The organism is Bacillus sp. 3G2, from assembly GCF_044324725.1.
In the GTDB taxonomy this organism is placed as follows: Bacteria; Bacillota; Bacilli; order Bacillales; family Bacillaceae_G; genus Bacillus_A; species Bacillus_A mobilis.
This window is the reverse complement of the sequence record NZ_CP172246.1, coordinates 1,953,751-1,978,985: the sequence shown is the minus strand read 5'-3', so window position 1 is coordinate 1,978,985 and position 25,235 is coordinate 1,953,751. Positions and strand designations below refer to the sequence as shown.

29 protein-coding genes and 1 pseudogene are annotated in these 25,235 nt (G+C 34.2%); 10 read left to right on the top strand and 20 right to left on the bottom strand.

Going from position 1 to position 25,235, the window contains the following annotated elements:
• Positions 1-69: 69 nt before the first annotated feature.
• The gene (locus tag ACHZK0_RS10075) at positions 70-1,083 is read right to left on the bottom strand and encodes a DUF2628 domain-containing protein (RefSeq protein ID WP_262742170.1); all 1,014 of its coding nucleotides are present in this window, start codon (positions 1,081-1,083) and stop codon (positions 70-72) included.
• A gap of 7 nt (positions 1,084-1,090) precedes the next feature.
• Positions 1,091-1,543, bottom strand: a complete 453-nt coding sequence (locus ACHZK0_RS10070; RefSeq protein WP_262742171.1) for a methylated-DNA--[protein]-cysteine S-methyltransferase — start codon at positions 1,541-1,543, stop codon at positions 1,091-1,093.
• A 134-nt stretch (positions 1,544-1,677) separates the two neighbouring features.
• Between ACHZK0_RS10070 and namA the strand changes: the two genes are divergently transcribed.
• A complete protein-coding gene (gene namA / locus ACHZK0_RS10065) occupies positions 1,678-2,715 on the top strand; it encodes an NADPH dehydrogenase NamA (protein ID WP_270341152.1) in 1,038 nt (345 codons plus the stop codon).
• A gap of 29 nt (positions 2,716-2,744) precedes the next feature.
• Here namA and ACHZK0_RS10060 read toward each other — a convergent pair whose 3' ends face one another.
• The gene (locus ACHZK0_RS10060; protein ID WP_270341151.1) at positions 2,745-3,404 is read right to left on the bottom strand and encodes an oxidoreductase; all 660 of its coding nucleotides are present in this window, start codon (positions 3,402-3,404) and stop codon (positions 2,745-2,747) included.
• Positions 3,405-3,519: 115 nt separating this feature from the next.
• The gene (locus ACHZK0_RS10055) at positions 3,520-3,669 is read right to left on the bottom strand and encodes a hypothetical protein (protein WP_168216100.1); all 150 of its coding nucleotides are present in this window, start codon (positions 3,667-3,669) and stop codon (positions 3,520-3,522) included.
• Between the two features lie 267 nt (positions 3,670-3,936).
• Between ACHZK0_RS10055 and ACHZK0_RS10050 the strand changes: the two genes are divergently transcribed.
• Together ACHZK0_RS10050 and ACHZK0_RS10045 are read left to right on the top strand one after the other, a co-directional pair.
• On the top strand, positions 3,937-4,887 hold the full coding sequence (locus tag ACHZK0_RS10050) for a metal ABC transporter substrate-binding protein (RefSeq protein WP_262742174.1): 951 nt from the start codon (positions 3,937-3,939) through the stop codon (positions 4,885-4,887).
• Positions 4,888-5,021: 134 nt separating this feature from the next.
• Positions 5,022-5,492 (top strand): GNAT family N-acetyltransferase, encoded by a 471-nt coding sequence (locus ACHZK0_RS10045; protein ID WP_262742176.1) that lies wholly within the window; start codon positions 5,022-5,024, stop codon positions 5,490-5,492.
• Positions 5,493-5,506: 14 nt separating this feature from the next.
• Here the strand turns inward: ACHZK0_RS10045 and ACHZK0_RS10040 are convergent, their stop codons facing one another.
• The 3 genes from ACHZK0_RS10040 to ACHZK0_RS10030 form a co-directional block, all read right to left on the bottom strand.
• On the bottom strand, positions 5,507-6,253 hold the full coding sequence (locus ACHZK0_RS10040; protein WP_262742178.1) for a VOC family protein: 747 nt from the start codon (positions 6,251-6,253) through the stop codon (positions 5,507-5,509).
• 18 nt (positions 6,254-6,271) lie between these two features.
• Positions 6,272-6,796 (bottom strand): PadR family transcriptional regulator, encoded by a 525-nt coding sequence (locus ACHZK0_RS10035; RefSeq protein WP_262742180.1) that lies wholly within the window; start codon positions 6,794-6,796, stop codon positions 6,272-6,274.
• A gap of 106 nt (positions 6,797-6,902) precedes the next feature.
• On the bottom strand, positions 6,903-7,853 hold the full coding sequence (locus tag ACHZK0_RS10030; protein WP_262742182.1) for a CobW family GTP-binding protein: 951 nt from the start codon (positions 7,851-7,853) through the stop codon (positions 6,903-6,905).
• A gap of 165 nt (positions 7,854-8,018) precedes the next feature.
• Here ACHZK0_RS10030 and ACHZK0_RS10025 point away from each other — a divergent pair, with 165 nt between their 5' ends.
• Positions 8,019-8,921, top strand: a complete 903-nt coding sequence (locus tag ACHZK0_RS10025) for an aldo/keto reductase (RefSeq protein ID WP_262742184.1) — start codon at positions 8,019-8,021, stop codon at positions 8,919-8,921.
• A 24-nt stretch (positions 8,922-8,945) separates the two neighbouring features.
• Here ACHZK0_RS10025 and ACHZK0_RS10020 read toward each other — a convergent pair whose 3' ends face one another.
• Both ACHZK0_RS10020 and ACHZK0_RS10015 read right to left on the bottom strand, forming a co-directional pair.
• Positions 8,946-9,530 (bottom strand): GNAT family N-acetyltransferase, encoded by a 585-nt coding sequence (locus ACHZK0_RS10020; RefSeq protein WP_395761499.1) that lies wholly within the window; start codon positions 9,528-9,530, stop codon positions 8,946-8,948.
• Between the two features lie 84 nt (positions 9,531-9,614).
• Positions 9,615-11,078, bottom strand: a complete 1,464-nt coding sequence (locus tag ACHZK0_RS10015; RefSeq protein ID WP_049111020.1) for a flavin monoamine oxidase family protein — start codon at positions 11,076-11,078, stop codon at positions 9,615-9,617.
• A 240-nt stretch (positions 11,079-11,318) separates the two neighbouring features.
• Between ACHZK0_RS10015 and ACHZK0_RS10010 the strand changes: the two genes are divergently transcribed.
• Both ACHZK0_RS10010 and ACHZK0_RS10005 read left to right on the top strand, forming a co-directional pair.
• On the top strand, positions 11,319-11,510 hold the full coding sequence (locus ACHZK0_RS10010; protein WP_063261324.1) for a DUF3896 family protein: 192 nt from the start codon (positions 11,319-11,321) through the stop codon (positions 11,508-11,510).
• Positions 11,511-11,615: 105 nt separating this feature from the next.
• The gene (locus ACHZK0_RS10005; RefSeq protein ID WP_061676457.1) at positions 11,616-12,617 is read left to right on the top strand and encodes an LLM class flavin-dependent oxidoreductase; all 1,002 of its coding nucleotides are present in this window, start codon (positions 11,616-11,618) and stop codon (positions 12,615-12,617) included.
• A 45-nt stretch (positions 12,618-12,662) separates the two neighbouring features.
• On the opposite strand, the gene ACHZK0_RS10000 is transcribed toward ACHZK0_RS10005, so the two are convergent.
• The 3 genes from ACHZK0_RS10000 to ACHZK0_RS09990 all read right to left on the bottom strand — a co-directional run bounded on the left by ACHZK0_RS10000 (position 12,663) and on the right by ACHZK0_RS09990 (position 14,820).
• Complete coding sequence (locus ACHZK0_RS10000) at positions 12,663-13,607, bottom strand: alpha/beta hydrolase (protein WP_262742187.1); 945 nt, start codon at positions 13,605-13,607, stop codon at positions 12,663-12,665.
• Between the two features lie 207 nt (positions 13,608-13,814).
• Positions 13,815-14,270: a DUF3939 domain-containing protein gene (locus ACHZK0_RS09995; RefSeq protein ID WP_048543159.1), complete on the bottom strand. Its 456-nt coding sequence runs from the start codon at positions 14,268-14,270 to the stop codon at positions 13,815-13,817.
• Positions 14,271-14,376: 106 nt separating this feature from the next.
• A complete protein-coding gene (locus ACHZK0_RS09990; protein WP_000105194.1) occupies positions 14,377-14,820 on the bottom strand; it encodes a Dps family protein in 444 nt (147 codons plus the stop codon).
• Positions 14,821-15,061: 241 nt separating this feature from the next.
• On the opposite strand from ACHZK0_RS09990, the gene ACHZK0_RS09985 reads away from it, so the two are divergent.
• A complete protein-coding gene (locus ACHZK0_RS09985) occupies positions 15,062-16,102 on the top strand; it encodes a GerAB/ArcD/ProY family transporter (protein ID WP_061676459.1) in 1,041 nt (346 codons plus the stop codon).
• Positions 16,103-16,138: 36 nt separating this feature from the next.
• Here the strand turns inward: ACHZK0_RS09985 and ACHZK0_RS09980 are convergent, their stop codons facing one another.
• The 5 genes from ACHZK0_RS09980 to ACHZK0_RS09960 all read right to left on the bottom strand — a co-directional run bounded on the left by ACHZK0_RS09980 (position 16,139) and on the right by ACHZK0_RS09960 (position 21,251).
• Positions 16,139-16,507, bottom strand: coding sequence for a DUF3979 family protein (locus ACHZK0_RS09980; RefSeq protein ID WP_061676460.1), 369 nt, complete (start codon positions 16,505-16,507; stop codon positions 16,139-16,141).
• Between the two features lie 297 nt (positions 16,508-16,804).
• Complete coding sequence (locus ACHZK0_RS09975; protein ID WP_060490078.1) at positions 16,805-17,110, bottom strand: hypothetical protein; 306 nt, start codon at positions 17,108-17,110, stop codon at positions 16,805-16,807.
• A gap of 194 nt (positions 17,111-17,304) precedes the next feature.
• Positions 17,305-19,287, bottom strand: a complete 1,983-nt coding sequence (locus ACHZK0_RS09970) for a HAMP domain-containing methyl-accepting chemotaxis protein (protein WP_395761498.1) — start codon at positions 19,285-19,287, stop codon at positions 17,305-17,307.
• Positions 19,288-19,491: 204 nt separating this feature from the next.
• Positions 19,492-20,541, bottom strand: a complete 1,050-nt coding sequence (gene rsgA / locus ACHZK0_RS09965) for a ribosome small subunit-dependent GTPase A (RefSeq protein ID WP_395761497.1) — start codon at positions 20,539-20,541, stop codon at positions 19,492-19,494.
• 182 nt (positions 20,542-20,723) lie between these two features.
• Positions 20,724-21,251 carry a DinB family protein gene (locus ACHZK0_RS09960; protein WP_395761496.1) on the bottom strand — a complete coding sequence of 176 codons (528 nt, stop codon included), beginning with the start codon at positions 21,249-21,251 and terminating at the stop codon, positions 20,724-20,726.
• Positions 21,252-21,446: 195 nt separating this feature from the next.
• Here ACHZK0_RS09960 and ACHZK0_RS09955 point away from each other — a divergent pair, with 195 nt between their 5' ends.
• On the top strand, positions 21,447-21,794 hold the full coding sequence (locus tag ACHZK0_RS09955; RefSeq protein ID WP_061676465.1) for a DUF4257 domain-containing protein: 348 nt from the start codon (positions 21,447-21,449) through the stop codon (positions 21,792-21,794).
• A gap of 84 nt (positions 21,795-21,878) precedes the next feature.
• Positions 21,879-22,103, top strand: coding sequence for a hypothetical protein (locus tag ACHZK0_RS09950; protein WP_060490073.1), 225 nt, complete (start codon positions 21,879-21,881; stop codon positions 22,101-22,103).
• A 38-nt stretch (positions 22,104-22,141) separates the two neighbouring features.
• Here the strand turns inward: ACHZK0_RS09950 and ACHZK0_RS09945 are convergent.
• The 3 genes and pseudogenes from ACHZK0_RS09945 to ACHZK0_RS09935 form a co-directional block, all read right to left on the bottom strand.
• Positions 22,142-22,346: pseudogene (locus ACHZK0_RS09945) on the bottom strand (hypothetical protein).
• A gap of 142 nt (positions 22,347-22,488) precedes the next feature.
• Positions 22,489-23,664 (bottom strand): MFS transporter, encoded by a 1,176-nt coding sequence (locus ACHZK0_RS09940; RefSeq protein WP_395761495.1) that lies wholly within the window; start codon positions 23,662-23,664, stop codon positions 22,489-22,491.
• A gap of 49 nt (positions 23,665-23,713) precedes the next feature.
• Positions 23,714-24,649 (bottom strand): aldo/keto reductase, encoded by a 936-nt coding sequence (locus ACHZK0_RS09935; RefSeq protein WP_262741900.1) that lies wholly within the window; start codon positions 24,647-24,649, stop codon positions 23,714-23,716.
• 108 nt (positions 24,650-24,757) lie between these two features.
• Here ACHZK0_RS09935 and ACHZK0_RS09930 point away from each other — a divergent pair, with 108 nt between their 5' ends.
• Complete coding sequence (locus ACHZK0_RS09930) at positions 24,758-25,066, top strand: ArsR/SmtB family transcription factor (protein ID WP_061676468.1); 309 nt, start codon at positions 24,758-24,760, stop codon at positions 25,064-25,066.
• The last annotated feature ends 169 nt before the right edge of the window (positions 25,067-25,235 follow it).

Here is a 25,235-nt window from a genome sequence, read left to right as displayed (position 1 = left end):
TTCCCCCAATCTATATGTATAAATGAAAGTAGTATAATACATACCATTATACAAAAGATTCAGATTATTTCAAATATTATTTTTGTACAGTAAAAAAAGAAGCAGATAGAACGCCCTTCTATCCGCTTCTTTTTCTATTCTTTTTACTTGTAATCCATCCTCTATGTCAAATGGATTTTGAACTTTAAATATTTCGTCCATTATCTTCAAAAACTCTTCCTCATTTTTAGATTCTCCATTAATCGTCAATGAGTACGGCTCAATCTCGCCCAATTTATAATCAACAACAAATTGGATCTTCACCTTTTTCCTTGGCATATCAGGACTTTCTCCTTGGAACTCTACCAATTCTAATCCTTCGGTGCCACGATAATATACCCAACCTGGATTTCTAAAATAATTTTCAAACGATTCACCAATAGAAAAGAATGGATATTCGTATAGTGAGCCTGCACGAACCTTTTGAATAATATCTCGATCCGTCGGGAAAAAGAAATGGCTAAAAAAGATACTAGCAACCGCTAAAATCGTAACGATGGTTGCTCCCATTTTACTCGTTCCACCACTATCACGAATGAGATACTTCTCAACCGATTCATCTTGAATTTCTCGTGCTTTTATTCGATATATACGCCTTTCTGCAAATTGATAATATAATCCATTCGCAAAAATCGCCATTCCAAATAAAATAAAAACGAGCAATAAAAACGTAAGAGGCACCATATTAATGATCGGCAGTGCTACGTTGAATCCCATATAATAAGAAAACGCATCGCATGCTAATAATAACAATATAAATAAAGCTGCAGGCAAATAATACTTACGATATCCAAGCCAACCTACATTAAAAATAGCTGCCCAACCATTCCAGCTCCATCTAGCAATCCGCTTTTCCTCAAGCTCCCATTTCCTTTTATAATGCGGATATTGTCTCCCTACATATACTTCTAATTCCTTGTCTATTAGCGAGCTTCCTTCACCTTGTTCATTATGCAAGGTCCGCTGGCAACTTTCACAATTCAACTGATTTCCCTTGCAAAGTTGCCCACAATTTATACACTTCAAAACAATCCCTCTTCTCATCCATACGTCATTTCAAAATACCTTCATGTTTTAATAACCACTCTTTCCTCCATAAACCACCCGCATACCCAACAAGCTTCCCGCTCTTTCCTATTACACGATGACACGGAACGATAATTGAAATTGGATTACGACTATTCGCTCCTCCTATCGCTCGTACAGCTTTCGTATTTCCAACCTTCTCTGCAATATCTAAATATGAGGCACTTACGCCATAAGGAATAGTATAGAGCGCATCCCATACATTTTTTTGAAATAATGTTCCCTCAGCAGACAGCGGAACCGTGAACTCTTTTCTTTTCCCCTTAAAATATTCATCTAGCTCATTTATACATTGATCTATCGTTTCATTTTTATGTTCTTCTTGTCTCTCATCAACAAATATAACAGACGTAATTCCTTTATCATTCGCTGTAATTTCCAGCAAACCTACTTCACTTTCATAATAAGCCTGGTACATATGTCATCCTCCAATTCAATTCATATTAATGATTGTAACACGAATAGACAAAATTTTTCGTATAAGCGTTTTATTAGTAAAAACAAAAAAGAGAATGATACAATGTAAGAAAATTCAATCTAGGAGGCTATTGGATGAATTCCGAACTTTTTTCACCTTATACAATTAAGGACGTTACATTAAAAAACCGTATCGTTATGTCACCTATGTGCATGTATTCATCAGAAAACGAGGATGGCCAAGTAACGAATTTCCATCTCGTTCATTATGGAACCAGAGCTGCCGGTCAAGTTGGTTTAGTTATGATTGAAGCGACAGCCGTGTTACCTGAAGGAAGAATTTCTAACAAAGACTTAGGTATATGGGATGACAGCCTAATTGAAGGCTTACATAAAACGACAACTTTTATACATGATAACGGTGCAAAAGCTGCCATTCAACTCGCTCATGCCGGAAGAAAAGCAGAATTAGAAACGGATGCTCTCGCTCCATCAACAATTCCGTTTAATGAAACAATGAAAATACCAGTAGAAATGAATATACAGCAAATAAAAAATACTATATTAGCTTTTCAGCAGGCTACAATACGATCAAAACAAGCTGGATTTGACGTTATTGAAATACATGGTGCTCACGGTTATCTTATTAATGAATTTCTTTCTCCACTTTCTAATAAGCGGACTGATGAATATGGGGGCTCACCTGAAAATCGCTATCGTTTCTTACGTGAAATTATTGACTCAATAAATGAAGTTTGGAACGGACCGTTATTCGTTCGTATTTCAGCAAATGACTATCATCCTGATGGGTTAACGGTTCAAGATTACGTTCAGTATACAAAATGGATGAAAGAACAAGGGGTAGATGTAATCGACTGTAGTTCTGGGGCTGTTGTACCGGCACACATCGATGTATATCCCGGGTATCAAGTACAATACGCGAAACATATTAAAGAGCATGCTAACATTGCAACTGGGGCTGTTGGATTGATTACGACCGGGGCACAGGCAGAACAAATTTTAAATAATAACGAAGCAGATTTAATTTTTATCGGACGTGAGTTACTTCGCAATCCTTACTTTCCAAGAATAGCCGCCAATGAACTTGGCTTTGAGTTAGAAGAACCGTATCAATACGAGCGAGCACCTGGGAAAATCAGTACCAATAAATAAAACCGAGAAGCTTTTCTTCTCGGTTTTATTTATTCTATCGTTGTAATTTCATTTGAGTTATAAAAATAGATACCCGTTTCTTCTCGCAATGCAGTGATATACATCCCTTTCGCCACATCTTTCGCTGAAATTGGTTTATACTTTTTAAAAGCCCCTTTAAATATAAATGGAATCATACGAGATAACTTTTCAGCCATTCGTTCACCAAAACGAAATTCTTGTCGATTTCCTACTAATAATGACGGCCTAAAAATGTGAATACCACCAATCACTAATTTTTGTAATTCCTCTTCCATTTTCCCTTTAACTTGCGAATAAAAGAAAAACGATTTAGGATTTGCTCCCATCGAGGACACAACTAGGAAATTTTGCACCCCTTGTTTTTCAGCTAAACAAGCAGCTCGTAACGTATATTCATAATCTACCTTTTTGAAATTTGCCTTTGTTTTTGCTTTTTTGATCGTTGTTCCTAGACAACTAAACACGTCATCTACAGCGAAAAACTCTTTATATTCCTCTAACATCGAAAAATCTACTTGCTTTTGCTGTAACTTCTCATGTTGCCATTGCATTGGTTCTCTTACAAAAATAGTAACCGAATCGTAGTAATCTGATTCAAGTAATAGACGCATTATCTCTTGTCCAACTAAACCACTTGCACCAAGTACTAACGCTGTTCGCTTATTCATATATGCATATACCTCTTATTTTACTTTTCTCTCCTTCAGTAAAATACAACTTTTAGGAGTTTCCTTCTCTCATTTTACCACAAGTAAAGCACTATGCGTACGCATAGTGCTTTACTCACTCTTTTTTCTCATCGTTCTCTCGTAATTTTGTGACTGTTGATGCATCTCCTAAATTACTTATTAATCTTCTTAAAAAAATTAAGACTAAGGCTAATGGGAATACTACCGCTAATATCAATAAAATAGCTTCCATTAAGTAACCCAAACACTCATCCCCCTCTACACCCTCCTTTCATATATATGAACACAGCGTTGTCACATATGCATGTATTCGCAAAGATAACACCTCTATATTTGACAACTTTATAACAAAATCAAATCGGAATGATTATTATTTATTGCAACTTTATAAAAGATGTATTATACTAAGTTCGCAAACTAAAACGTAATTATTCCGTTTTGTATTAAAATGATATTTTTCTTCTATAATTGGGGAAAATATATCCGTAAAAAAAGAAAAGAGGAGAACTTCATGCCTAAAAGATTGACTTTATTTTCATTCTTACTTATTTTCACTTTAATTTTTACTGGCTGCTCAAATAAAAAAGAAGGTAAGGCCAAGAAAGATGGAAAACTAACTGTATATACAACTATTTTTCCTCTTGCTGATTTCGCAAAAAAAATTGGTGGCGACTATGTAACTGTTGAAGCTATTTACCCTCCTGGTGCAGATTCTCATACATTTGAACCAAGTCAAAAACAAACCGTACAAGTTGCAAAAGCCGATTTATTCGTTTATAACGGTGCTGAATTAGAACCCTTTGCTGAAAAAATGGAAAAAGCATTGCAAAAAGAAAATGTTAAAATTGTAAATGCATCAAAAGGTATTGAACTGCGTACTTCTACAGAAGAAGAGCATCATGATCACGGAGACGGCCATAAAGAGGATGAACATCATCACGATAAAGACCCGCACATTTGGTTAGATCCTACTTTAGCAATGAAACAGGCAGAAAAAATTAAAAATGCACTTGTAGAATTACAACCTGACCATAAGCAAGAGTTCGAAAAAAACTTCGCAGCACTTCAAACAAAATTCACTGATTTAGATGATCAATTTAAAGCAGCTGTTGCGAATGCAAAAACGAAAGATATTTTAGTTTCTCATGCGGCTTATGGTTACTGGGAACAACGCTATGGCCTAAAACAAATTGCTATCGCGGGTATTTCAGCTTCTGATGAACCATCTCAAAAACAACTTGCTGACATTACAAAAACAGTAAAAGAACATAATCTACAATATATTTTATTTGAAACTTTCTCTACTCCAAAAGTAGCATCTGTCATTCAAAAAGAAACGGGTACAAAAATTTTACGCTTAAATCATCTTGCTACTATTTCTGAAGATGATGCGAAGAACAATAAAGATTACTTCACTTTAATGGAAGAAAACGTAAACACATTGAAAGAAGCTACTAACTAATCATTTTTTTAAAGAAGCTGCATATGTCATGCAGCTTCTTTTTTATTTGTTCTTACTTGACTTGACCAAAATAACAAGTAAAATTATCCATATTAGCTTTTAAGCTATATTAATTTAGAAGGTGAGTTGGAATTATGAATCTTCACATTTGTGAAGTAACAGAAAAAAATTGGCGTTCGGTAGCTGCTTTAAACGTCGCAAAAGACCAGCAGCAATTTATTGAAAGCAATGCGTTTTCTCTAGCAGAATCATTATTTGAAGGAAACGGAACGTCAGTAGGTTTATACGATGGAGAAACACTTGTAGGATATGCTATGTATGGATGGTATTCAAAAAAACGTAAAAGCATCTGGTTAGATCGCTTTATGATTGACAAACAATATCAAGGAAAAGGATATGCAAAACGTTTCCTTCACCTGCTTATTCAACTCTTACAAGAAAAATTTGAATGTAATATAATTTACTTAAGTTTACATCCTGACAACAAACTCGCAATGGGACTATACGAGTCATTTGGCTTCCGTTTAAATGGCGATATTGATGACGAAGGCCCAGTTGTAGGTGTTGTAATGGAGTTACTATTAGATGAAAATACAAGCCTGTGAAAACAGGCTTTTTATTATTTATTTATCAATGTCACATTTTCTATATTTAATTTCTTCTCCCTATTTGCTTCACTTTTACAATCTAGTATTACCTCCGTAAAATGCTCATTCGATTGAATTAAATGAATTACTTGATTGTTTAAATGGATTATTATTTCTTCTTCCCCATTTGTAACATCTGAAAATAGACAACTAACTATTTCCCTATCTTCATTTGTTATTTCTCCATATAGCCTTACGGCAATTATTCCTGAAATGCCCTGTTCCACACTATTTGGATACATATATTTCTCCATATATTCTCTGCTCTTTTGATTGTCCATTTGTTGTAGAAAGAATTGAAACGGCATCCCCTTCATCGGCTGTATGTATGCATTTTTCCATGGCATAGTTTTCTTAAATAAATTAAAAAACCACTTATATTGTAATGGTTCTGGTTTTGTAATTTCAATTCCACCTTCTATCATTTTTTCATACACTTTATCTATATTTTCAACATCAATTGCCAATCCGATAAGTCCTCGATGGCCAGCATAATATTTCTGAACCCACTCTTGTACCCAGCCACCACCATCTTTTGTTTTTACTCTTACTAATTCTAAATATTCTTTTCCAATCCATACGTTAGATACTTTAAAGCCTTTCGTTCCCTTTCCCCATTTCGGAACATATGGAAGTCCGATAGAATGTACGTTTTTAATCATTTCCTTATTTTCTTGTATCTCTTTATTTACATTTACAACAAGATGATCAATTTTCATATTCTTCCCACCTTATTTTTATTTTCCCAATAGTTTTTCTAACTTATGAATAAATCGAAGTTGCATCTCACATTGTTCATACATATTTTCGAAAATAAGTTTCACATACTCTGGTGCATGTTCTTTCAGTCTTTCTCCTTCCCTCATTTCTTCATAAGTAGCTAATATTTCTCTTTTCTGTTCATCTAAAGCTTCTAAAATCTCTTCTCTCATACCCTCTTCTTCTGAAAGAAAAGTTAATGCTGTATATAAATGTTTCGGAAACACAACTGACGACTTTTGAAACGACTCCTTTAATAGTCTTTTAAATTCTTGGCTTCCCTTTTCTGTAATACAATATATCGTTTTTGAACGTCTACCAGTCATTTCAATTGCTTTTACTTGAATTAATTCCTCATTTGTCATTTTTTTTAACGCGTGATAAATAGAAGCCGGGAACACCTCTGCCCATTTACTACTTTGCACCATATGTAGCGCCTGCTGTATTTCATAACCAGATAGCGACTCCCTTTTAGTAAGCAATCCCAGAATCATTAAACGCACTTTTTATCCCCCTACCCTAATAAAATACTAAACGTTTAGTATTTTTAGAATATTTTAATGCAAATTTCAATTTTAGTAAACAAAAAAGCCTGCAATATACGCAGGCTTATTTCACACACTCTTCAAAATGTTCTTGGAACCATTCTTTATTAATATCTTTTCCAATAAAAACAACTTCACTTACTCGCTCTTCACCCTCTTGCCACTCTCTATCGTACGAAGCGGCAAATAACGTATGCACACCTTGGAAAACGATACGTTTATCTACTCCATCAATCGATAAAATTCCTTTGTATCGATATAAGTATTCCCCTAGCTCTTGAACGACAGCTGACATCCACTCATTCAGTTTTTGTAAATCTAACGGACGCTCTTCTCGTAGTACAAACGATTTTACACCTTCTAAATGATTATGTTCTGTATGAGGGTAAATTTGTAACGTATCTTTCGTTTTAAACGTTTGAATTTGTAGTAATGATGCTATATCCACATCACAGTTAGTCGCCTCTATTAACTTTGCAGTTGGGTTAATACCTTGCAATTCCTGTAATAGATTTTCCTTTTCACTTTCATCCACTAAATCTAATTTATTTACTAAAACGACATCAGCAAATGCAATTTGTTCCTTTGCTTCTAGTCCTTTTTCAAAATGTTTATGTATATGATAACTATCTACTACTGTTACAACACCATTAATTTGGTATGCAGATTGAATAACAGGATCTAAAAAGAATGTTTGAATAATCGGACCTGGATTTGCAAGACCAGTCGTTTCAATTACTAATCCATCAAAATCCATTTTCCCTTCTGCTTTTACGTCCAGTAATTGCTTTAAAGCGACGAGTAAATCTTCACGTACAGTACAACATAGACATCCATTCGTCATCTCCATAATCTCTTCTTCAACATTCATAATCAACTGATTATCAATACCAATTTGCCCTATTTCATTTACAATCACTGCTAATTTCTGACCGTGATTCTCTGATAAAATTCGATTTAATAATGTCGTTTTCCCTGACCCTAGAAAACCCGTTAATATTGTTACTGGAATCATCCATTACATCTCCTTATAGCTATATGTTTCTACATTATAGCATACAGAGAAAATCGTTTTTGTAGCAAAACATATTTATTGTAAGTACGACACTGTAACTATATAATAATACATAGCAAGAAAGCCTTTTCAAAAAATTATTTATTCCTCAAGGGGGTACTTATAATGGAACGAGTTCAAATGGCCGAAACACTAGAATTTTCTCGTATTATTCAAGGTTTTTGGCGTTTAGCAGAATGGAATATGACAAAGCAAGAGTTACTTTCTTTCATTGAAGCTTGTATGGAGATGGGAATTACTACTTTCGATCACGCTGATATTTATGGCGGCTATACGTGTGAAGGATTATTTGGAGAAGCGTTACAACTCAAGCCTTCTTTACGAGAAGACATGCAAATTGTCACAAAATGTGGAATCGCTCCCCCATCGCCGAAATTTCCAGAGCGATATGTTGCGCACTACAATACGAGTGCTGAACATATTATAAACAGCGCGGAGGATTCATTACGAAACTTACATACAGATTATATTGATGTATTGCTCATTCATCGCCCAGATCCATTTATGGATCCAAATGAAGTAGCAGAAGCGTTCTCACGCTTAAAACAAGAAGGAAAAGTCCGTCACTTCGGTGTATCTAACTTTTTACCTTCACAGTTTAATATGTTAAGTTCTTATTTAGATTTCCCGCTCCTTACAAACCAAATTGAAGTATCTGCGATGCATCTTGAGCATTTCGAAAAAGGAACAATTGATTTATGCCAAGAAAAACGAATCAATCCTATGATTTGGTCGCCTCTTGCTGGTGGAGAAATCTTTACTGGTCAATCAGAACGTGCCGTACGTGTACGTGAAACTTTACAAAAGGTTGCTACTGAACTAGGTGTTACTAGCATCGATACAGTTATGTATGCATGGCTGCTTGCTCATCCAGCTCATATGATGCCAATCGTTGGATCTGGTAAATTAGATCGTGTTAAAACAGCCGCTCTTTCTACAAAAGTTAATTTAGATCGACAACAATGGTTTACAATTTTCGAAAGCTCTAATGGACATCCTGTACCATAATACACAAAAAGAAGAGCTGTTTCTTTACAGCTCTTCTTTTTCATATGTATTTCTAGTCATGGCAAATACACACATATCCCTTAATCCATTTCCATCTACCGCTACACTCGCACTTTCCAATGTACCTTCTAACTTAAAGCCTAATTTCTCAGGTATTGCCCTACTCTTCTTATTTAAAGAATCACATCGAATTTCTACGCGATTTGCTTTTAGCTCAGAAAAAGCATAATCCGTTATACCCTTTGCAGCCTCTACCATATAGCCTTTTCCACTAAGCCTTGAGTCAATCCAATATCCAATTTCAAATTGAGGTATATCCCAATTAATACGATGCAATCCAGCGGATGCAATAAATTCACCTGTTTCTTTCGAAAAAACTAGTAATCTTAAATCCTCACGCTGCAAAAATTGAATATGCGATTTTCTAATACTCACTTCTACTTCTTCCTCTGTTTGCTCTTTTTGTGCAAAAACCATCCATGGTTTTAATTCTTGCATAGAAGCTCTAATTGCATCGTATACAGCTTTACCGTCACCTGGTTTCGGCATTCGAATAAATAGCCTTTCAGTATAAAATTCAGAAGGAAAATCGAATAATAACGGATTCACTTTCAACACTCCTTTTAATTCTTTTATATATAATAATATCCATCTCAAACTATACAGTAAAGAAATTTCTGAATTTTATACATTTTAATCATTCACCTCTACCGCAACACGGACGCCCGATTCAATTGCACCTTGTATCCATCCGTGATATAACGTTGTATGATCACCTGCAAAATATAATCTCCCCTCTGGTTTTATAATTGCTGGTTGTAGTTCAGATTCTTGACCTGCCTGGAATAGCGCAAATCCTCCAAGTGCATATGGATCCAATGTCCAACTTTTTGATATTCCAGACATGAATTCATCATATACTTGACCACCTAATATCGTTGCCAAATTGTGTAATGCGTAATAAATACGATCTCCCTTTGATAACCCATCCCACAACAACGCATCATAAGACCATGTATAGCTGCCTAACATCATAGCAGGTCCTTTCTCTCCAATTCCGTGACTTGGATAATAGGCATAACGAATTGGCAAATCCGTTATAATCCTGCCACCTAATTGTCCTTGTTCTTCCCAAAATCGACTTTTAAATTGAATTCCTATTTTCGTTGCTGGCATATAATGCAATTCACGAATTGCTTTCCATTTTTCATGAGATATAGAATCAAATGGATCTACTTCCACAAAGCGCATTGTCGAAAATGGAATTGTAATAATAACTAAATCCCCTGTAATACTACTATATTCAAAGGTTTCCTCGTTTCGATAAAAAGCTGTCACACCGTTATCATGCTGATGTAGCTTCATTAATTTTTGATTATAAATAATATTTTCTTCTAATTGTGGTAAAAAGGACTTTGGTAATCTATCATTCCCGCCTACAATTTCACAAAATCCGCTCTCCTCTTGCATAATATATAAAAAACGTAACGTCTCTACAAATGACCTTTCCAAAAAACCTTCTAAATCTAATAAAACACCGATCATCTCAATTGTTACTGGCGAAAAGTAAGTATTATATTGATAAGGATGATACTTTAAAAATTGACCTGTAGAGTATCTCCCAAAATCCTTTACTACAATATCCCAATTTTTCTCTGGGTTCTTTTTTATAAAATTTATAATTGGCTGTACCGCTAACAATAATAGCTCCTCAGACGTTTTCCCGACTTCATTCATTTCCACAGGATACTTTAATATACTTGGGTCTTTTTCATATTGTTTTAATGTTGTTTTCCGGCCATTTACATAAATAATATCCGTCTCATTCCTATTAATAAAAGGGCTTACCTGTAGCCTAAATTTTCTTATATACGCCATCGTTAATGTGTGTGAATATGGAATTCTCATTGCCCCTACATCCAAATATAATCCGGTGTCTTCCATTCTAACCGTCTCTATACGGCCACCTACTCGGTTGTTTGCTTCAAAAATCTTTACTTCATGTCCTGCAGCTTTTAATAAAGATGCCGAAACTAATCCAGCCATGCCTGCGCCTACTACAATAATTTGCTTCGGGCGCGTCGTCTTCTTTAATCCTTTATTTATAACTTTCAACACTTCATCCATCTCAGTGTTATACATTATATCTTTCTGCACAATTCCACCCCTTACTTCATAAAGTGAAACTATAATCAGTGGGGGGCTCTTCCCCTACTGATTATTAGTTGAACCAATCGGGCTTTTATGGGCATTAGTGGTTTAGTGCATTTTATTCATAAATTCCTATAAACATAACAACATAGCAAGTGGAATATTCACTAAAAGTACATAAGAGATAGCTCTCACATATCTTCACGCTTCGTATAATATAGCAACAGCAAAAAGGAGTGGTTGATAATGAAACAAACTTACGACTACCACGATACAAAGAAGTATTTAGAAGGAAAGAAACAACAACTATGCAACAAACTTAGTAGTAAGCATCTATCTAAAAAAGAGCGTGAACAATTAAATCTTGAGATTGATAACTATGAATATATTTTAGACTTAGTCGAAATGAATCATTATGAACGGGGCTTTTCTCGTTAGAAGTAGATATAGGATGTATCCACTTCTTATTTTGAGCATTTTATTACGCATTTTTCGTAAGTAAATATATAATAGGATGTACATTAAGATTGAGAGGTATATTCTATGATCAAATTAAGTGTATTAGACCAATCACCTATTTCAGATGGTAGTACAGCAGCCCAAGCTTTTTCTCATACAGTTACACTTGCACAAGAAGTTGAAAAATTAGGATTCACACGTTTTTGGGTATCTGAGCATCATAATTCCGTCAGCCTTGCTGGTTCAAGTCCTGAAATACTTATTTCTCATATTGCTGCAAAAACGGATCGTATGAGAGTTGGGTCAGGTGGTGTTATGTTACCGCACTATAGCCCGTATAAAGTTGCTGAGAATTTCCGCGTTTTAGAAGCTCTTTATCCAAATCGTATTGACCTTGGTGTCGGCAGAGCACCTGGTGGTATGCCAATTGCTACTCGCGCACTACAAGAAGGCAAAATGGTCTCACTGGATCAATATCCAGAACAAATTGCAGATGTTGCAATGTACTTACATGATCAAGTACCAGAAAACCATCATTATGCAAATTTAAAGGCTACCCCTGTCATTCCAACATCTCCTGAGATGTGGTTGCTCGGTTCTAGCGGAGAGAGTGCTATGATTGCTGCAAAACAAGGTGCTTCTTTTGCATTCGCACAGTTTATTAATGGATACGGTGGCCCTGAAGTAATGAAGGCTTATCAGGAACAATTCCAACCTTCCTATCTAGGAGACAAACCAAAATCAATCGTCTCTATTTTTGTTATTTGCGGAGAAACGAATGAAGAGGCGGAAAAAATTGCTTCTAGTTTAGATTTATCAATCTTATTACTAGAACAAGGAAAGCGTACAACTGGTACTCCTTCTATCGAAACTGCACAAAATTATTCATACAGCGCTTATGATCTATTCCGTATAAAAGAAAATCGTCAACGTATGATCGTCGGTGATCCATCTTCTGTGAAAGAACAAATCGTAAACTTAAGCAAAGCGTACAATACTGACGAATTTATGATTGTTACAATTACTCATCGATTTGAAGATAAATTGAATTCTTATCGCTTACTAGCAAATGCTTTTCATTTATAATGACAAAAGGGAGATACATCAATTATGATGCATCTCCCTTTTGTACTACTTATTATGTTTGTCGTCTATATATTCAATAGCTTCTTTTAATAGTTCATCAAAATCCTCAGGATAATCATGGTTTAAATTAGGCACAACCTTATACTTATATTCTATATTCTTATCTCTTAATAATTGTACAAATTGCTGCGTACATTCGAAACAATCTTCATCTTGATCCCCGCACATTATATATCCCTTTATATTTTTATCTTGTAGCACTCCCAACAACTCATTCCATTCTTCAATCTCTGGAAGCCACGGCGCCACAAAAATAAAACCATCTACCTCTATATCTTTTTGTAAAATCGTATACAAAGCTACTCTTGCGCCAGCAGAAAAACCACCAATTATTACATTTTCTACTATATGATTTTCTGTAAACGTAACGTAATGCTCTTTTAATTCCTCTTTTCCTCTATGTATATCATCCCAAACAAATCCATCTGAAAACTGAATTTGCGAAGATTGTGGTAAAGCTAACGTATAATCTTGTGTCAAAACAGTATTCCAATATGGTTCTATTATCCCTATATTTTCTTGATCACCGTGCATTGCAATAAACAGTTTTTCTTTTTTCTTACTGTCTATATATTTCACGTCTGCTCGTTCTGTTTTCTTTGCTAATTCTTCTCTTTCTTTACATAATTGAACCATTTTTTGAAACTCTTCAAATTTATGTAGTGGTTTTAAATCGTCGTCGGAAATTAAATACTCATTTCCATACCAAAAGCCCTTTTCTATAATAGCTTCCTTCATTAGATGTAGCGCTTCTTCTTCAAGTCCTGCCGCACCCGCTAGCGCATATTTAAAATTATATATTTGTGCCTCATTCCCCACTATACCTTTCGCATGCTCCATTATATAAGTGTACGCTTCCAAACTTCCTTTATTTGCGTAACAATGTAACGTTTCATTTAATAATTGAATGTAAGTCATACTATTTTTCATACTCCCATTCCCCCGTAATCTTTTATCATATTTAGTTCTCAAACCTTTATACCATTCTGTAATCACTGTATTTAACTCAAGCTAACAATACTTAATCATTACTCCTCTTCGTCCAATAAGTTTATTGTAAAGCTGAATAGATTGAAATTTCAATATTTTTATAAACAAAAAAAGACAACAATATATTTATTGTTGTTTTCAATACATCTACCCACTCTTTTGTTTTTTTCTGTCTGGTTTACTTGAAACTAAATAATGTTTTTCTGAAATATATAAGTCTCTTTTTAATATACGATTTAAATACGGCCCTAATTTCATCCCGCATATAAGGCGATCTTCACTACCTTCAACGATTGGAAACATTTCTTTTTCTGTTACGTATTGATCTACTGCTTTTTGTACGATATCAATTTCTTTAACTAGGTTTAGATTTTCTTCTGTATGTTCAAATACCTCAAGCGTTTCCTTCGTAATAAGAAAACTATTTGTTGGAAATGCAAGTAAATACGGCTTTAACAAATCATAATTTACTGTATAATCATCATTTACTAATACTGTATAAACAATATTAGCATTCTTTTCTAGAAATTTAGCCATTGCTTGTTCTAATTCATCTTTCGTAATTTCACGCTCTTCTTTTCCAGTTCTGAAAAAGCGAAACATCGCATCGCCTCCTTTTTACTATATTATAGCATAAAAGAAAACTGAAAAATTACAAAAAAAGCCATTGAAAGAATTTTTCAATGACTTTTTCTTTATATACTTATATTTATTTTAAGAACGCACTTAACATCCAAACATGTTGTTCTAATGTTGTATGAATTGCTAATAGCATGTCCGCTGAGGTTTCATCACCAGCTTCACCAGCAACTTCCATACCTTCTTTTAATTCTTGAATAAGTGCAGAGTAATCATTCACTAATGTTTGCACCATTTCTTCTGCAGACTCCTTGCTTGTCCCTTCATTCACACTAGATGTTGCAAGGTATTCTTTCATTGTCGCTAGCGGTTTACCTTCCAACGCTAAAATACGTTCTGCTAATTCATCAATATTTGTTCCAGCTTCATTGTAAAACTCTTCAAATTTCTCATGTAATGTAAAGAAGTGTGGTCCTGTCACATACCAGTGATAATTATGTAATTTCACATATAACACATTCCAGTTTGCTACCTGCTTGTTTAATACTTCAACAACATTTGTTTTCGTACTCATACAATCCACTCCTCTTATCATTTCATAATGTTTATCTTTTAATAACCTAGTTACATGTTACCATACATTTCCTTTCCTTTCGAAAGATTGGCTCATATGTAACAAAGTTTTAACACCTTTAATACTTCCCTAATATCTTTTAATTCATGTATGTTTTCAAACACTTCATACGTCTAATTGTCCAAGCTCATACATATGCATAATAGTAAATCAAGCTCATCGTAGTAGAAAGAGGGATAACATGGACAATCAACAATGGCAAGTAGCAAAGAAAGTCGCTGCTACTTATATTGGAACAGTCGTTGGAGCTGGATTTGCTACTGGACGAGAAATTGTTGAATTTTTTACAGTGAACGGATTTTATGGAACAATTGGCATATGTGTAAGTGGATTTTTTTTTATTTGGCTTGGCACAAAGATGATGTTACTTTCATCACAAATCGGTGCATTTTCAGCGCAAGAATTTAACAAATATTTATTTGGAGATGTAGTTGGAAATGTTGTAAATACACTATTATTACTCGTATTATTTGGTGTAACAAGCGTTATGTTATCAGGAGCCGGAGCGGTATTTGAAGAGCAACTTCGTTTACCAAGACAACTCGGGATTTTCATTACAGTGATCGCCTGTCTCATTATAGGTAGTCGCGGATTACAAGGGGTTTTTGAAGTTAATACACTAGTTGTACCTATTATGATGATTTTTATTATCGGACTTGCTATTACAACTTTTTTTCACGGTACAACTCCTCTTAGTAGCACTATTCCTGCAGAAAGCTGGAATATGAAGTGGATTACTAGTCCTATTACATATGTCGCCTTAAATCTTTCGCTCGCCCAAAGCGTTCTCGTCCCGTTAGCCAGTGAAGTAAAAGATCGAAAGGCCATTTTATGGGGCGGTATTTTAGGTGGTGCAGGACTATCTTTAATTTTATTATGTAGCCATTTAGCTATCTTATCAGTCGATCAATTTTATCAATATAATATCCCAATGGCTGAGGTCATAAGAAAATTCAATGCAACTTTTCACTTTTTCTTTGTTCTTATCATTTTCGGTGAAGTGTTCACAACTTTAGTTGGCAATGTGTTCGGAATGACAAAACAAATGCAATCCATCACTGGTTGGAAAAGTAACAATATTATTTTCTTTATTTTACTAATTAGTTATTGCTTTAGTTACATTGGTTACAGTGAATTACTCCATATTCTATATCCTATAATTGGATGGGTCAGCATCATTTTACTTCCAATTATTGCTTTTAAACAACTTCAAAAAACATAAAAGAAGCATCCATGTTATTGGATGCTTCTTTTATGTTCATTCACAATCATCACATACTTCCCAGTATGGCCCCATTTCGAGTGCTAAATATGGCTTTAATTGCAAGCGAATCATCCGACTAGGCATACGTTCTAAAACGAATTGAATCCCTTCTTCCTCTTCGTCTAATTCCACTTTTGAAATCGCAATTCTTTGCATAGTAGAAATAGGCATTCCATCTTTATATAAAGTGATTTTCACCTCATCATATTCATTAAAATACAATTCAACACTCATTTGATTTTTCAACATTTCATCAACAATTTCATATTTATCATTTCGTTCCTGGATTATATATTTCCAGCCGCCTCTACCTTCTTCTTTCGGAGCAGCTTGAAATAATGTCATCAAATCCTCGTATAGCATAAGATAACCCCTCTCTTACTAAAAAACGATGAGTATTTTATATACCCTTTATCTCTATCACTATCCATATGTATTGTACCATATATCGCCGTTCTTACCGTATTCATTTGCTTCAAAACTGTATGTAAAACATCTGATTCTCTCCATTATTATATGAATTATCTCTTATTTCATTTCTTACTATTCTTCTAAAGCTTTCAAATCATATCAAACTTAATGAAATGCTTTCTTTGTCCATCCTCCACTTATTATTTCCTTGTAACAACAAAAAAAGAAGAGTGACTTATAACACTCTCCTTAAAAGAATTTCCCAGTAGCTGCTAACGCTAATACTAGTATTAAAATTGTAAATAATAATGATACGATGAAACTAAAAATAGGTAATGCTTTCTTTTCATTCTTCTTAAAGAGTAACTTTAAGCTAAGAAAGATATTTACTGGTACAAGTATAAAATAAAAATATTTAACAATTTGCACCGAACTATTCGAAAGTGTTTTTAAAATAAACACTTCAATTAGAAAAACAATAAAAAATGAAATACTTAACCAAAATGAGACATAACTAAGCCAAGAATGTCTTTTGGTACCCCAATAAACTCCCATAGTAATCTCCTTTATTTGCATTCTATATGATTATAATTATACACAAAATTAAGAAATACCTCTATTTTTCGACAAATATTATACAAAATATACCTTTAAATATTATAAGGATACTCTCTATCTCATTTAATATTACATAATAAAAACAGACTACTCCAATAGCATACTGCTATTTTGAGATAGTCTGTCCTCTGTTAAACTTTAAATCTTTCAATTAACCCTTGTAACTCTTCAGCCATTTGAGATAATGTACCAGCCGCCGAACTAATCTCCTCAATGGACGCTAGTTGTTCTTCTGCTGATGCTGCAACGTTTTGAGTACTCGTCGCATTATTCTGTGCTGTCATTGCAATTTGACCTACTGAAATAGATACTTCATTTGCACCTTTTGACATCCCATTAGCCGTTTCAACCATCGTTTTAATTTGATCTGCAATTTCATTTGTAGATTGTAAAATCTCAGTAAAGTTTTGCTTCGTTTCATTCGCAATAACAAGTCCAGATTGAACTTCTTCATTTACATGACTCATCGATTTTACTGTCTTACTCATGTCTTCTTGTATTTCACATATTAATTTACTAATTTCACTAGAAGATACGCTAGACTTCTCCGCCAATTTACGTACTTCATCTGCAACGATTGCAAATCCTCTTCCGTGCTCTCCTGCTCTCGCAGCTTCAATTGCCGCATTTAATGCTAGAAGATTTGTTTGATCTGCAATATTTTGAATTACTTCTAGTATGTCACCAATTTGTTTTGATTTATTATTTAATAACTGTATAACTTCATCTGATTGCGAAACAGATTCTGCAATAGACTGCATTTGATTTACTGTTTTCCCTACTAGTTTTCCGCCATCTTCTGCTTTTTCACGAGTATGAGCAGAAGATGTATTAATTGATGATGAACTATTTGCTACATGCTGAATTCCTTCTGTTACATCAAATAGTAACATTGCACCATTTTCCACACTTGTTGTTTGCGTCGTTGCCCCGCTCGATATTTCATCCATTGCCATTGTAATTTGCTCAGTCGCTTCACTTGCTTGTCTTACACTTGCCGTTAGCTCTTCTGATGCTGCTGCAACATGTCCAGCCGAAGTATTAATTCTTCCAATTAACGTTCGCAATGCATCTGTCATCTCATTGAATCCTTTTGCAAGTTGGCCAATCTCATCATTAGAATGAATTTCGATTGTTTGCGTTAAATCTCCCTCACTTATTTCTTTAGAAGTGTTAACTAGTCTTTTTAATGGCTTCGTTATAGAAAGTGTCACAAAATAAATAAGTGCTCCGCCTATAACTAATGAAATGAACATTACAATTAACATATTATAAAATACAGGCTGCGCAGCTTCAATTACTTCATTCGAGTACATCGTCCCACCGATTTTCCAACCTGTTTTTACATTTGTAGCAAATACCATTTGCTTTTCGCTACCGTCATACGTATATGAAAAAGCGCCATGATTATCTTCATAAATTTTCTTCGCCCAAGAATCAGCTGCTTTTTCTCCTGATTTTTCTTGAGGATGTGCAATTATTTTTTGTTTTCCATCTAAGATGAAAGCATACCCTTTTTTACCAATATTGATTAACTTTGTTGTTTTTAATAAATTATCTAAACTTAAATCTACCGCTACAACACTGTTTTTATCTTCTGCTTGTTTTGCAATCGTTACGACAATATGTCCATTTCCTTGTGCCTTATACGGCTCAGTAATTACAATACCACCTTGTTTTGCCACTGCATCTTTATACCAAGAACGTTCTGTTGGATCATAGTCTGCTGCCATTTGTATATTGGGTTCTTGCACAAATTTCTTATCATTCCCAGCAACGTATACTTGTTCAACATCTTTATTCAAATTAATATATTGAGATAACATCTTTCTTAATTCATCTTGATTATCCCCTTGATACATATTACCTTGAATCACCCGTGCAAAATTATTCACATCATTAAATTTTGCATCAATCATTTGATTGATTAAATTATCTAATATTTTTATATTGTCGTGAGCACTGCTCGTAATTTGTGATTCAAAATTCTTTTTAGCCGTTTGATAAGACATGCCTCCGATAATAGAGACAGCCGCAATTAAAATGACAAAAAATGAAATTAGTAGTTTTTTTGCTACTTTCATATCACGAAACCAATTTAATAATCTACCCATTACAAACCTCCTGCTTTTCAATTTCAAAAGTTAAATCTAGTGAATTATAAATATTTCCCATTCCCGAATTATTATTTTTATAACCTATCATGATGAATACTTTGTAAAGTTTAAACAATTAATTTCTATTTGTCCATATATACGAATAATATTATTATAAAATTTACAAAAGCAAAAAACCAAAGGGAACCACCCTTTGGCTTTTTACATTTTTTTATGCTGCTTAGAAATCTTTTTCCACTTATCACGCTCTGCTCTTGCAAGAACAGCATCTTGTTTTCTCATAAAATACGCCAGTTCTTTTTGTAATTTTTTATAGCTTTGCAAACGATTTATCGTAATAATTCCGTTATCAATCGCATAATGCACTGCACATTCTGGCTCATTTTCATGCTTACAGTCCCTAAAACGGCACGTTTTTGCTAATTCTTCAATATCAGAAAATGTTGTTTGAATTGCATCGCTACCTTCCCAAAGCTGCAGTTCCCTCATACCCGGAGTATCAATAACTAAACTACCACTCGGTAATCGGAACAATTCACGATGAGTTGTCGTATGCCTTCCTTTACTATCTTCCTCACGAATATCTCCCGTTTTTGCTACTTCAATTCCTATAAGTGCATTTAGCAAAGTCGATTTTCCAACCCCCGATGATCCGACTAGAGCAATTGTTTTCCCAGAAGAAACAAATTGCTGCAACGAGTCAATGCCAGTATGTTCTAAACTATCAACGATGAAGATCGGAACACCCATTGCCACGGCTTCCGTTTCTACAATTTTCTGTTCCACATCTTCACATAAACTACTCTTTGTTAAAACAATAACAGGCATTGCACCACTTTCATACGCTAATAGTAAATAACGTTCCATTCTTCTTACGTTAAAATCATGATTAAGTGCATTCACTAAAAATAGATAATCTACATTTGCTGCTATTACTTGTTCTTCCGTTCGAGTACCAGCCTCTTGTCTAGAAAAAGAACTTCTTCTCGGAAAAATACGATGAATAATTGCTTTCTTTTCATTCTCTATTTTCTTTATATACACCCAATCGCCAACCGCTGGATAATCTCCCTTCGTTACTGCTTCATGCCGAAACTTTCCAGACAGCTCTGCCATATATTCACCATCATTACAAATAATTCGATATATATGCTTATGCTCAAGTAAAATACGTCCTACTTCAAAGTTCTCTACAGCTTGTTCCTCAAAAAAAGAATCCCAGCCGAACGATTCTAAAATATTTTGATTCAAATTGATATCCTCCCTAGTTTAAGCTAAGCGGAAGGATCGTGCGCTAACTTATACAGTCTCGCCCTTTCCATCCACCTTTGTATTTGGTTTATTATTCATATAAGTTATTTTCGCCATAATACATCACCCCGTTCTCATTTTAATTACTCTCATTATATGGAATATTTATTTAAAAAGCTACTTTATTTAACGTAATTTTCAAATAATTTATTTTTCATCATTCTAATTTGCCCACGGTGATTAATCTCATCTTCTAGCACATGAAACCACAGATAGTACTGGTTATACGCTACATCGTTAGGCCACTTTCTTTCTGACATAAGCCATTCATCATCTTGTTCACTCAAATACTTCAGAGATTCTTCTCGAACACTTTGTAGAAGTTGTACATAATGCTGTATGTCATGACCACGAATTGTTCTCCCTGTTTCCCCTAAATACAGTGCGTCTTCCCATATTTTTAATTCTTCTTTTGTAAAGTCGCGCTCTTGAAATGAAATAAGTTGATGAGCTTTTTCTATAGCTGCTATATGTTTTAATAACGCTCCGATGGAATTCCCTCCACTCGGCATAATGAAATCTAATTGCTCAACTGATAGATCTTTTATTTCCTGTAATGTTACAGTCCTCGTATGCTCCAGCATGCTTACTAATTCCCCTATATTTTTTGTATAACCAGCCACACTTCTTATTCGATAATCTATATTCATCTCACGCACCCCTTTCTACATTCATATTAAGGAATAACTGCTTCATATAATAGACTCATATATATCAGATTTTTCTGCTATAATTAAATTGAATACAGAAAAAACCAAACAAACTTTCTCAATATGCTTCTATGAAATATTAAAAGGAATCAATATAAAATAATCGAATCTTATTCACTAAAAGGAGTGGATTCGATGGAAATGTATCAATGGCTAACTGCTGTTCTCGTTGGTGGCATTACTGGTTTCGTTTCCCATCTAATCAATAACCAAGGCAAGTTATTGCTTCCACGCCGTTTGAAAACTTTTTTTCACTTTGGGTTTTTGACTGATATTCTCACTGGTAGTCTAGCTGCACTTCTTGGACTCGTTTTATTCGATGTCACCTTAATAAAAGAAATTATTAAAGTATCCATTGTGACTGCTATTTCCGGTCAGACTTTCTTATTGCACCAAGCGCTTGGTGGTGAGCAGGCTAAAAACACACAAATTGGGAAAGCTGATGAGAAGATTCAAGAAATTGACAAACTATTACGACGTTAGTGTATACTTTCTTTAAAAATTATTGCTATAATAAACAATAAATATTTTCTATTGCGTCGTTTGTCAGAAGAAAGGGTGTTTCGTATGACAAAAAAGAAAATAGAAGATTTCTTAACAAACACTGAAAAAGAGGAACTGCTAGAAAACTATAAATGTTTACGAGAAGCCCGCACAAAAAGCGAAGCTAACTATTTTGGCGAAGCAGTAAACCATCTATTAAATATAGCTAAACAACGAATTATTAAAGATGCAGGCATACATGATGAAAATGCAGCAACTGTTCAATCAAAGAAAAAAGCACTGTTTTAGTTCATTAGCTAAAACAGTGCTTTTTATTACGCTATTTTTCACATTACTTTCACATCTATTTCACAAATATAAGTCGTCCTATATGCTAAACTAAGTATATCCTTTTCCAAGGAACTATATGCCGATATATAAATCCCTATCTTTATAGGGATTTTTTATTTTTGGATTCCTTATAACTTTGTTACGATACCTTTATACTATTTGTCTAGTTTCTTTAAGCACTGCACTCAAAGATCCCTTCATGTATTATTACTCTACTAATATTGATTTCATATGTGGTTTTTAACTACTATTTTCATTAATAGACTAACCTCATTTCTTGCACTCGTTTTATTCGATGTCACCTCAAATAATAGATGAATCCCTTTTTTTATTAATACAAGCTTCATGATGCAATTCCTGTCTCACGATCTTCATTAAGCTTTTCACTTCTTCTAAACAAAAATAAAGCTCCTATATATAGTAACGCAGTAAAACTACCTATAAGTATAAAATTGTGAGATACTGCAAATAACATTCCTGCTATTGCCGCTCCAATCATTTGACCAATATACATAGAAGCATTTGCAAGCGCGGCTCCTGTTCCCCTTGCTACACTAGACATGTTTTGTAAGTGCCTCATCATTAATACAAACAAAATTCCTGTTACAAAAAATAAAACAAAGAACAATAACTCCACCAATACAATGTTCTTTACATGCGGCAGTAATACATATAGCACTGCTGTAAATATAATTCCACCATAGAAAGAAAGGTTATAACCAATTTTATTTACGATTCTAGGGCCAAAAATATTACCAGTTAAATTCCCTAATCCTAATACGAGCATAGCTGTACCTACTTCATGAACTTGTAAGCCAAATTGAATGGAAAGCCATACACCAAAAAATGAAAATGCAGCAAAATTACCAGTTTGAAAAACAAAATATGCAAAATAAGAAAGTGAAACCTTTGAATCTGTAAGTAATTGTTTATAGCGCTTTAAGATGTTTGTTTTACTTCCACCTATATGAGCCGGTTGTATTTCTGGTAATACTACATAGATAAGAACGACAAGTAGTGCTGATAATATACCAATGATGAAGAATGGTGTTGTGTAGTGTATCATTGCCAAATACGATCCAACTGGCAGCCCTAAAATTTGAGAGATTGCTAACCCTGCTGTTGCAATTCCAATTGCCTTTACAATTTTCTCCTTCTCTATAAGGAGCGGAATAGATGCCCACACTTGTGGAGATACAAAGGCTGCACTTACACCTGCTAAAAATCTAAATGCTAGCATCCATAGAAAACTGGGTGCCATTCCACATAAAAACGTACTTATCGCAAAACAACTCATTCCTATTACCATTACTTTTTTTCTGTTTAAACCATCTGATATAGGACCAGCAATAAGCGCAAATCCAGCGTATCCTAAAGCATATGAACTCACCAGCCATCCTGATAGCTCAGTTGAAACATGATACACCTGTTGTAATATCGGTAAAAGTGGTGAAATTAAGAAAGTATCTGTACCTATCATAAACATGATCGTAAAGAATACAGCTAGTACTCTTTTCATTTAAACCTTCTCCTTTTATATAAAAAGAGGGAACTCCCCCTCTTCTCAACTAAGCTTCTAAAATAGATTCAATCTCTTTCATAACATTCTCATTCAATGAAACTTCCACCGCCCCTACACTTTCTCTTATTTGCTCCGCTCGTTTCCCACCAGGAATAACAGTATCAATTCCTTTTTTGTTTAATAACCATGCTAAAGCTAAATGCGAAACTTCGATATTTTTTGCTTTAGCTAAGCCTTTTAACTTTTCAACTTTTTTAAAGTTACTCTTATATGTATTTTCTTCAAATAGATTTACACTTTGACGCCAATCCCCTTCGCTCAATTTAAAATCTTCTGTATATTTTCCACCTAGTATCCCAAAGGCAAGAGGTCCGTATGGAATAAATGAAATACCTGATTCTATACAATATGGCAAAAGTTCTTCCCCAGCAGCACGATCCAACATATTATACGGTGATTGTACAACATCTATTTGTCCATACTGATTCGCTTCTTTTAATTGCTCTACGTTTACGTTAGATATTCCAATTGCACGAATTTTCCCTTCTTCTTTTAGGCGAGTAAGCTCTCCAATTGAATCTATGTAACTTGTTTCTGGATTTGTAAAATGTAAATAATATAAATCAATATAATCAGTTTGTAATCTTCTTAAGCTATTTTCCACAGCATTTCTTAAATAGCTTCGTTCATTATTAATATAAATCTCTCCATTTAATAACGGCTGTATTCCACCTTTTGTAGCAAGTACAACTTCATGGCGTTTTCCTTTCAATACTTCTCCTACCAATTCCTCTGATCTACCGAAACCGTATGAATCCGCTGTATCAAAAAATGTAATCCCTTGCTGGATAGCTTCTTCTATTAATCTTTTTCCTTCTTCCTCATTCACATCAGCATATAAATTATGCCCCCCTACAGCGTTTGTTCCTAACCCCAACTTTGAAATATGTAGTCCTGCCTTTTGTAATTTTGTATACTTCATTTTTTCTCCCCCTATATTTCTATTGTTCGAATATATTCGAACAATAGAAATATACCACTTTATATGTTATAGTGCAAACTATATGAACTTATACAAGTAGGTGAAAAAATGCGTACTCTCTATCATCCAAATCGAGAAGAAATTCAATTCTCTTCTGTCTTATACGCACTTAGCGATCAAATTCGTTTACAAATTGTAACTATGCTATTAGAGAAAAACGAACAATCTTGTGGTGCGTTAAATATTCCAATTGCGAAATCAACTTTATCTCACCATTTCAAGGTTTTACGTGAATCCGGTGTTATGTATACACGCCTTGAAGGAACACAGCGCTTCATTTCAATTCGTGAAGATGACTTACATGCTAGATTTCCCGGTTTATTAGACGTCGTATTACATGCGACAGAACCATACTAAAAAACATCTCATATGAATATGGGATGTTTTTTTATTTTTTCTATTCTTTTTATAAAGTGAAACTTTACTCAGTTTGGATTTTGTTCTTCACCCACTAGAAATATATACGCTTCATTCTTGTTTACTTTATTTTTGTACTGAATCCTTTGGACACTTTAATTATTTGATT

What these genes read in the sequence shown, in the direction of transcription:
- ACHZK0_RS10075 (WP_262742170.1), bottom strand. Translation starts at nt 1,083, where the DNA reads ATGAGAAGAGGGATTGTTTTGAAGTGTATAAATTGTGGGCAACTTTGC.
- ACHZK0_RS10070 (WP_262742171.1), bottom strand. Translation starts at nt 1,543, where the DNA reads ATGTACCAGGCTTATTATGAAAGTGAAGTAGGTTTGCTGGAAATTACA.
- namA (WP_270341152.1), top strand. Translation starts at nt 1,678, where the DNA reads ATGAATTCCGAACTTTTTTCACCTTATACAATTAAGGACGTTACATTA.
- ACHZK0_RS10060 (WP_270341151.1), bottom strand. Translation starts at nt 3,404, where the DNA reads ATGAATAAGCGAACAGCGTTAGTACTTGGTGCAAGTGGTTTAGTTGGA.
- ACHZK0_RS10050 (WP_262742174.1), top strand. Translation starts at nt 3,937, where the DNA reads ATGCCTAAAAGATTGACTTTATTTTCATTCTTACTTATTTTCACTTTA.
- ACHZK0_RS10045 (WP_262742176.1), top strand. Translation starts at nt 5,022, where the DNA reads ATGAATCTTCACATTTGTGAAGTAACAGAAAAAAATTGGCGTTCGGTA.
- ACHZK0_RS10040 (WP_262742178.1), bottom strand. Translation starts at nt 6,253, where the DNA reads ATGAAAATTGATCATCTTGTTGTAAATGTAAATAAAGAGATACAAGAA.
- ACHZK0_RS10030 (WP_262742182.1), bottom strand. Translation starts at nt 7,853, where the DNA reads ATGATTCCAGTAACAATATTAACGGGTTTTCTAGGGTCAGGGAAAACG.
- ACHZK0_RS10025 (WP_262742184.1), top strand. Translation starts at nt 8,019, where the DNA reads ATGGAACGAGTTCAAATGGCCGAAACACTAGAATTTTCTCGTATTATT.
- ACHZK0_RS10010 (WP_063261324.1), top strand. Translation starts at nt 11,319, where the DNA reads ATGAAACAAACTTACGACTACCACGATACAAAGAAGTATTTAGAAGGA.
- ACHZK0_RS10005 (WP_061676457.1), top strand. Translation starts at nt 11,616, where the DNA reads ATGATCAAATTAAGTGTATTAGACCAATCACCTATTTCAGATGGTAGT.
- ACHZK0_RS10000 (WP_262742187.1), bottom strand. Translation starts at nt 13,607, where the DNA reads ATGAAAAATAGTATGACTTACATTCAATTATTAAATGAAACGTTACAT.
- ACHZK0_RS09995 (WP_048543159.1), bottom strand. Translation starts at nt 14,270, where the DNA reads ATGTTTCGCTTTTTCAGAACTGGAAAAGAAGAGCGTGAAATTACGAAA.
- ACHZK0_RS09990 (WP_000105194.1), bottom strand. Translation starts at nt 14,820, where the DNA reads ATGAGTACGAAAACAAATGTTGTTGAAGTATTAAACAAGCAGGTAGCA.
- ACHZK0_RS09985 (WP_061676459.1), top strand. Translation starts at nt 15,062, where the DNA reads ATGGACAATCAACAATGGCAAGTAGCAAAGAAAGTCGCTGCTACTTAT.
- ACHZK0_RS09980 (WP_061676460.1), bottom strand. Translation starts at nt 16,507, where the DNA reads ATGCTATACGAGGATTTGATGACATTATTTCAAGCTGCTCCGAAAGAA.
- ACHZK0_RS09975 (WP_060490078.1), bottom strand. Translation starts at nt 17,110, where the DNA reads ATGGGAGTTTATTGGGGTACCAAAAGACATTCTTGGCTTAGTTATGTC.
- ACHZK0_RS09970 (WP_395761498.1), bottom strand. Translation starts at nt 19,287, where the DNA reads ATGGGTAGATTATTAAATTGGTTTCGTGATATGAAAGTAGCAAAAAAA.
- ACHZK0_RS09960 (WP_395761496.1), bottom strand. Translation starts at nt 21,251, where the DNA reads ATGAATATAGATTATCGAATAAGAAGTGTGGCTGGTTATACAAAAAAT.
- ACHZK0_RS09955 (WP_061676465.1), top strand. Translation starts at nt 21,447, where the DNA reads ATGGAAATGTATCAATGGCTAACTGCTGTTCTCGTTGGTGGCATTACT.
- ACHZK0_RS09950 (WP_060490073.1), top strand. Translation starts at nt 21,879, where the DNA reads ATGACAAAAAAGAAAATAGAAGATTTCTTAACAAACACTGAAAAAGAG.
- ACHZK0_RS09940 (WP_395761495.1), bottom strand. Translation starts at nt 23,664, where the DNA reads ATGAAAAGAGTACTAGCTGTATTCTTTACGATCATGTTTATGATAGGT.
- ACHZK0_RS09935 (WP_262741900.1), bottom strand. Translation starts at nt 24,649, where the DNA reads ATGAAGTATACAAAATTACAAAAGGCAGGACTACATATTTCAAAGTTG.
- ACHZK0_RS09930 (WP_061676468.1), top strand. Translation starts at nt 24,758, where the DNA reads ATGCGTACTCTCTATCATCCAAATCGAGAAGAAATTCAATTCTCTTCT.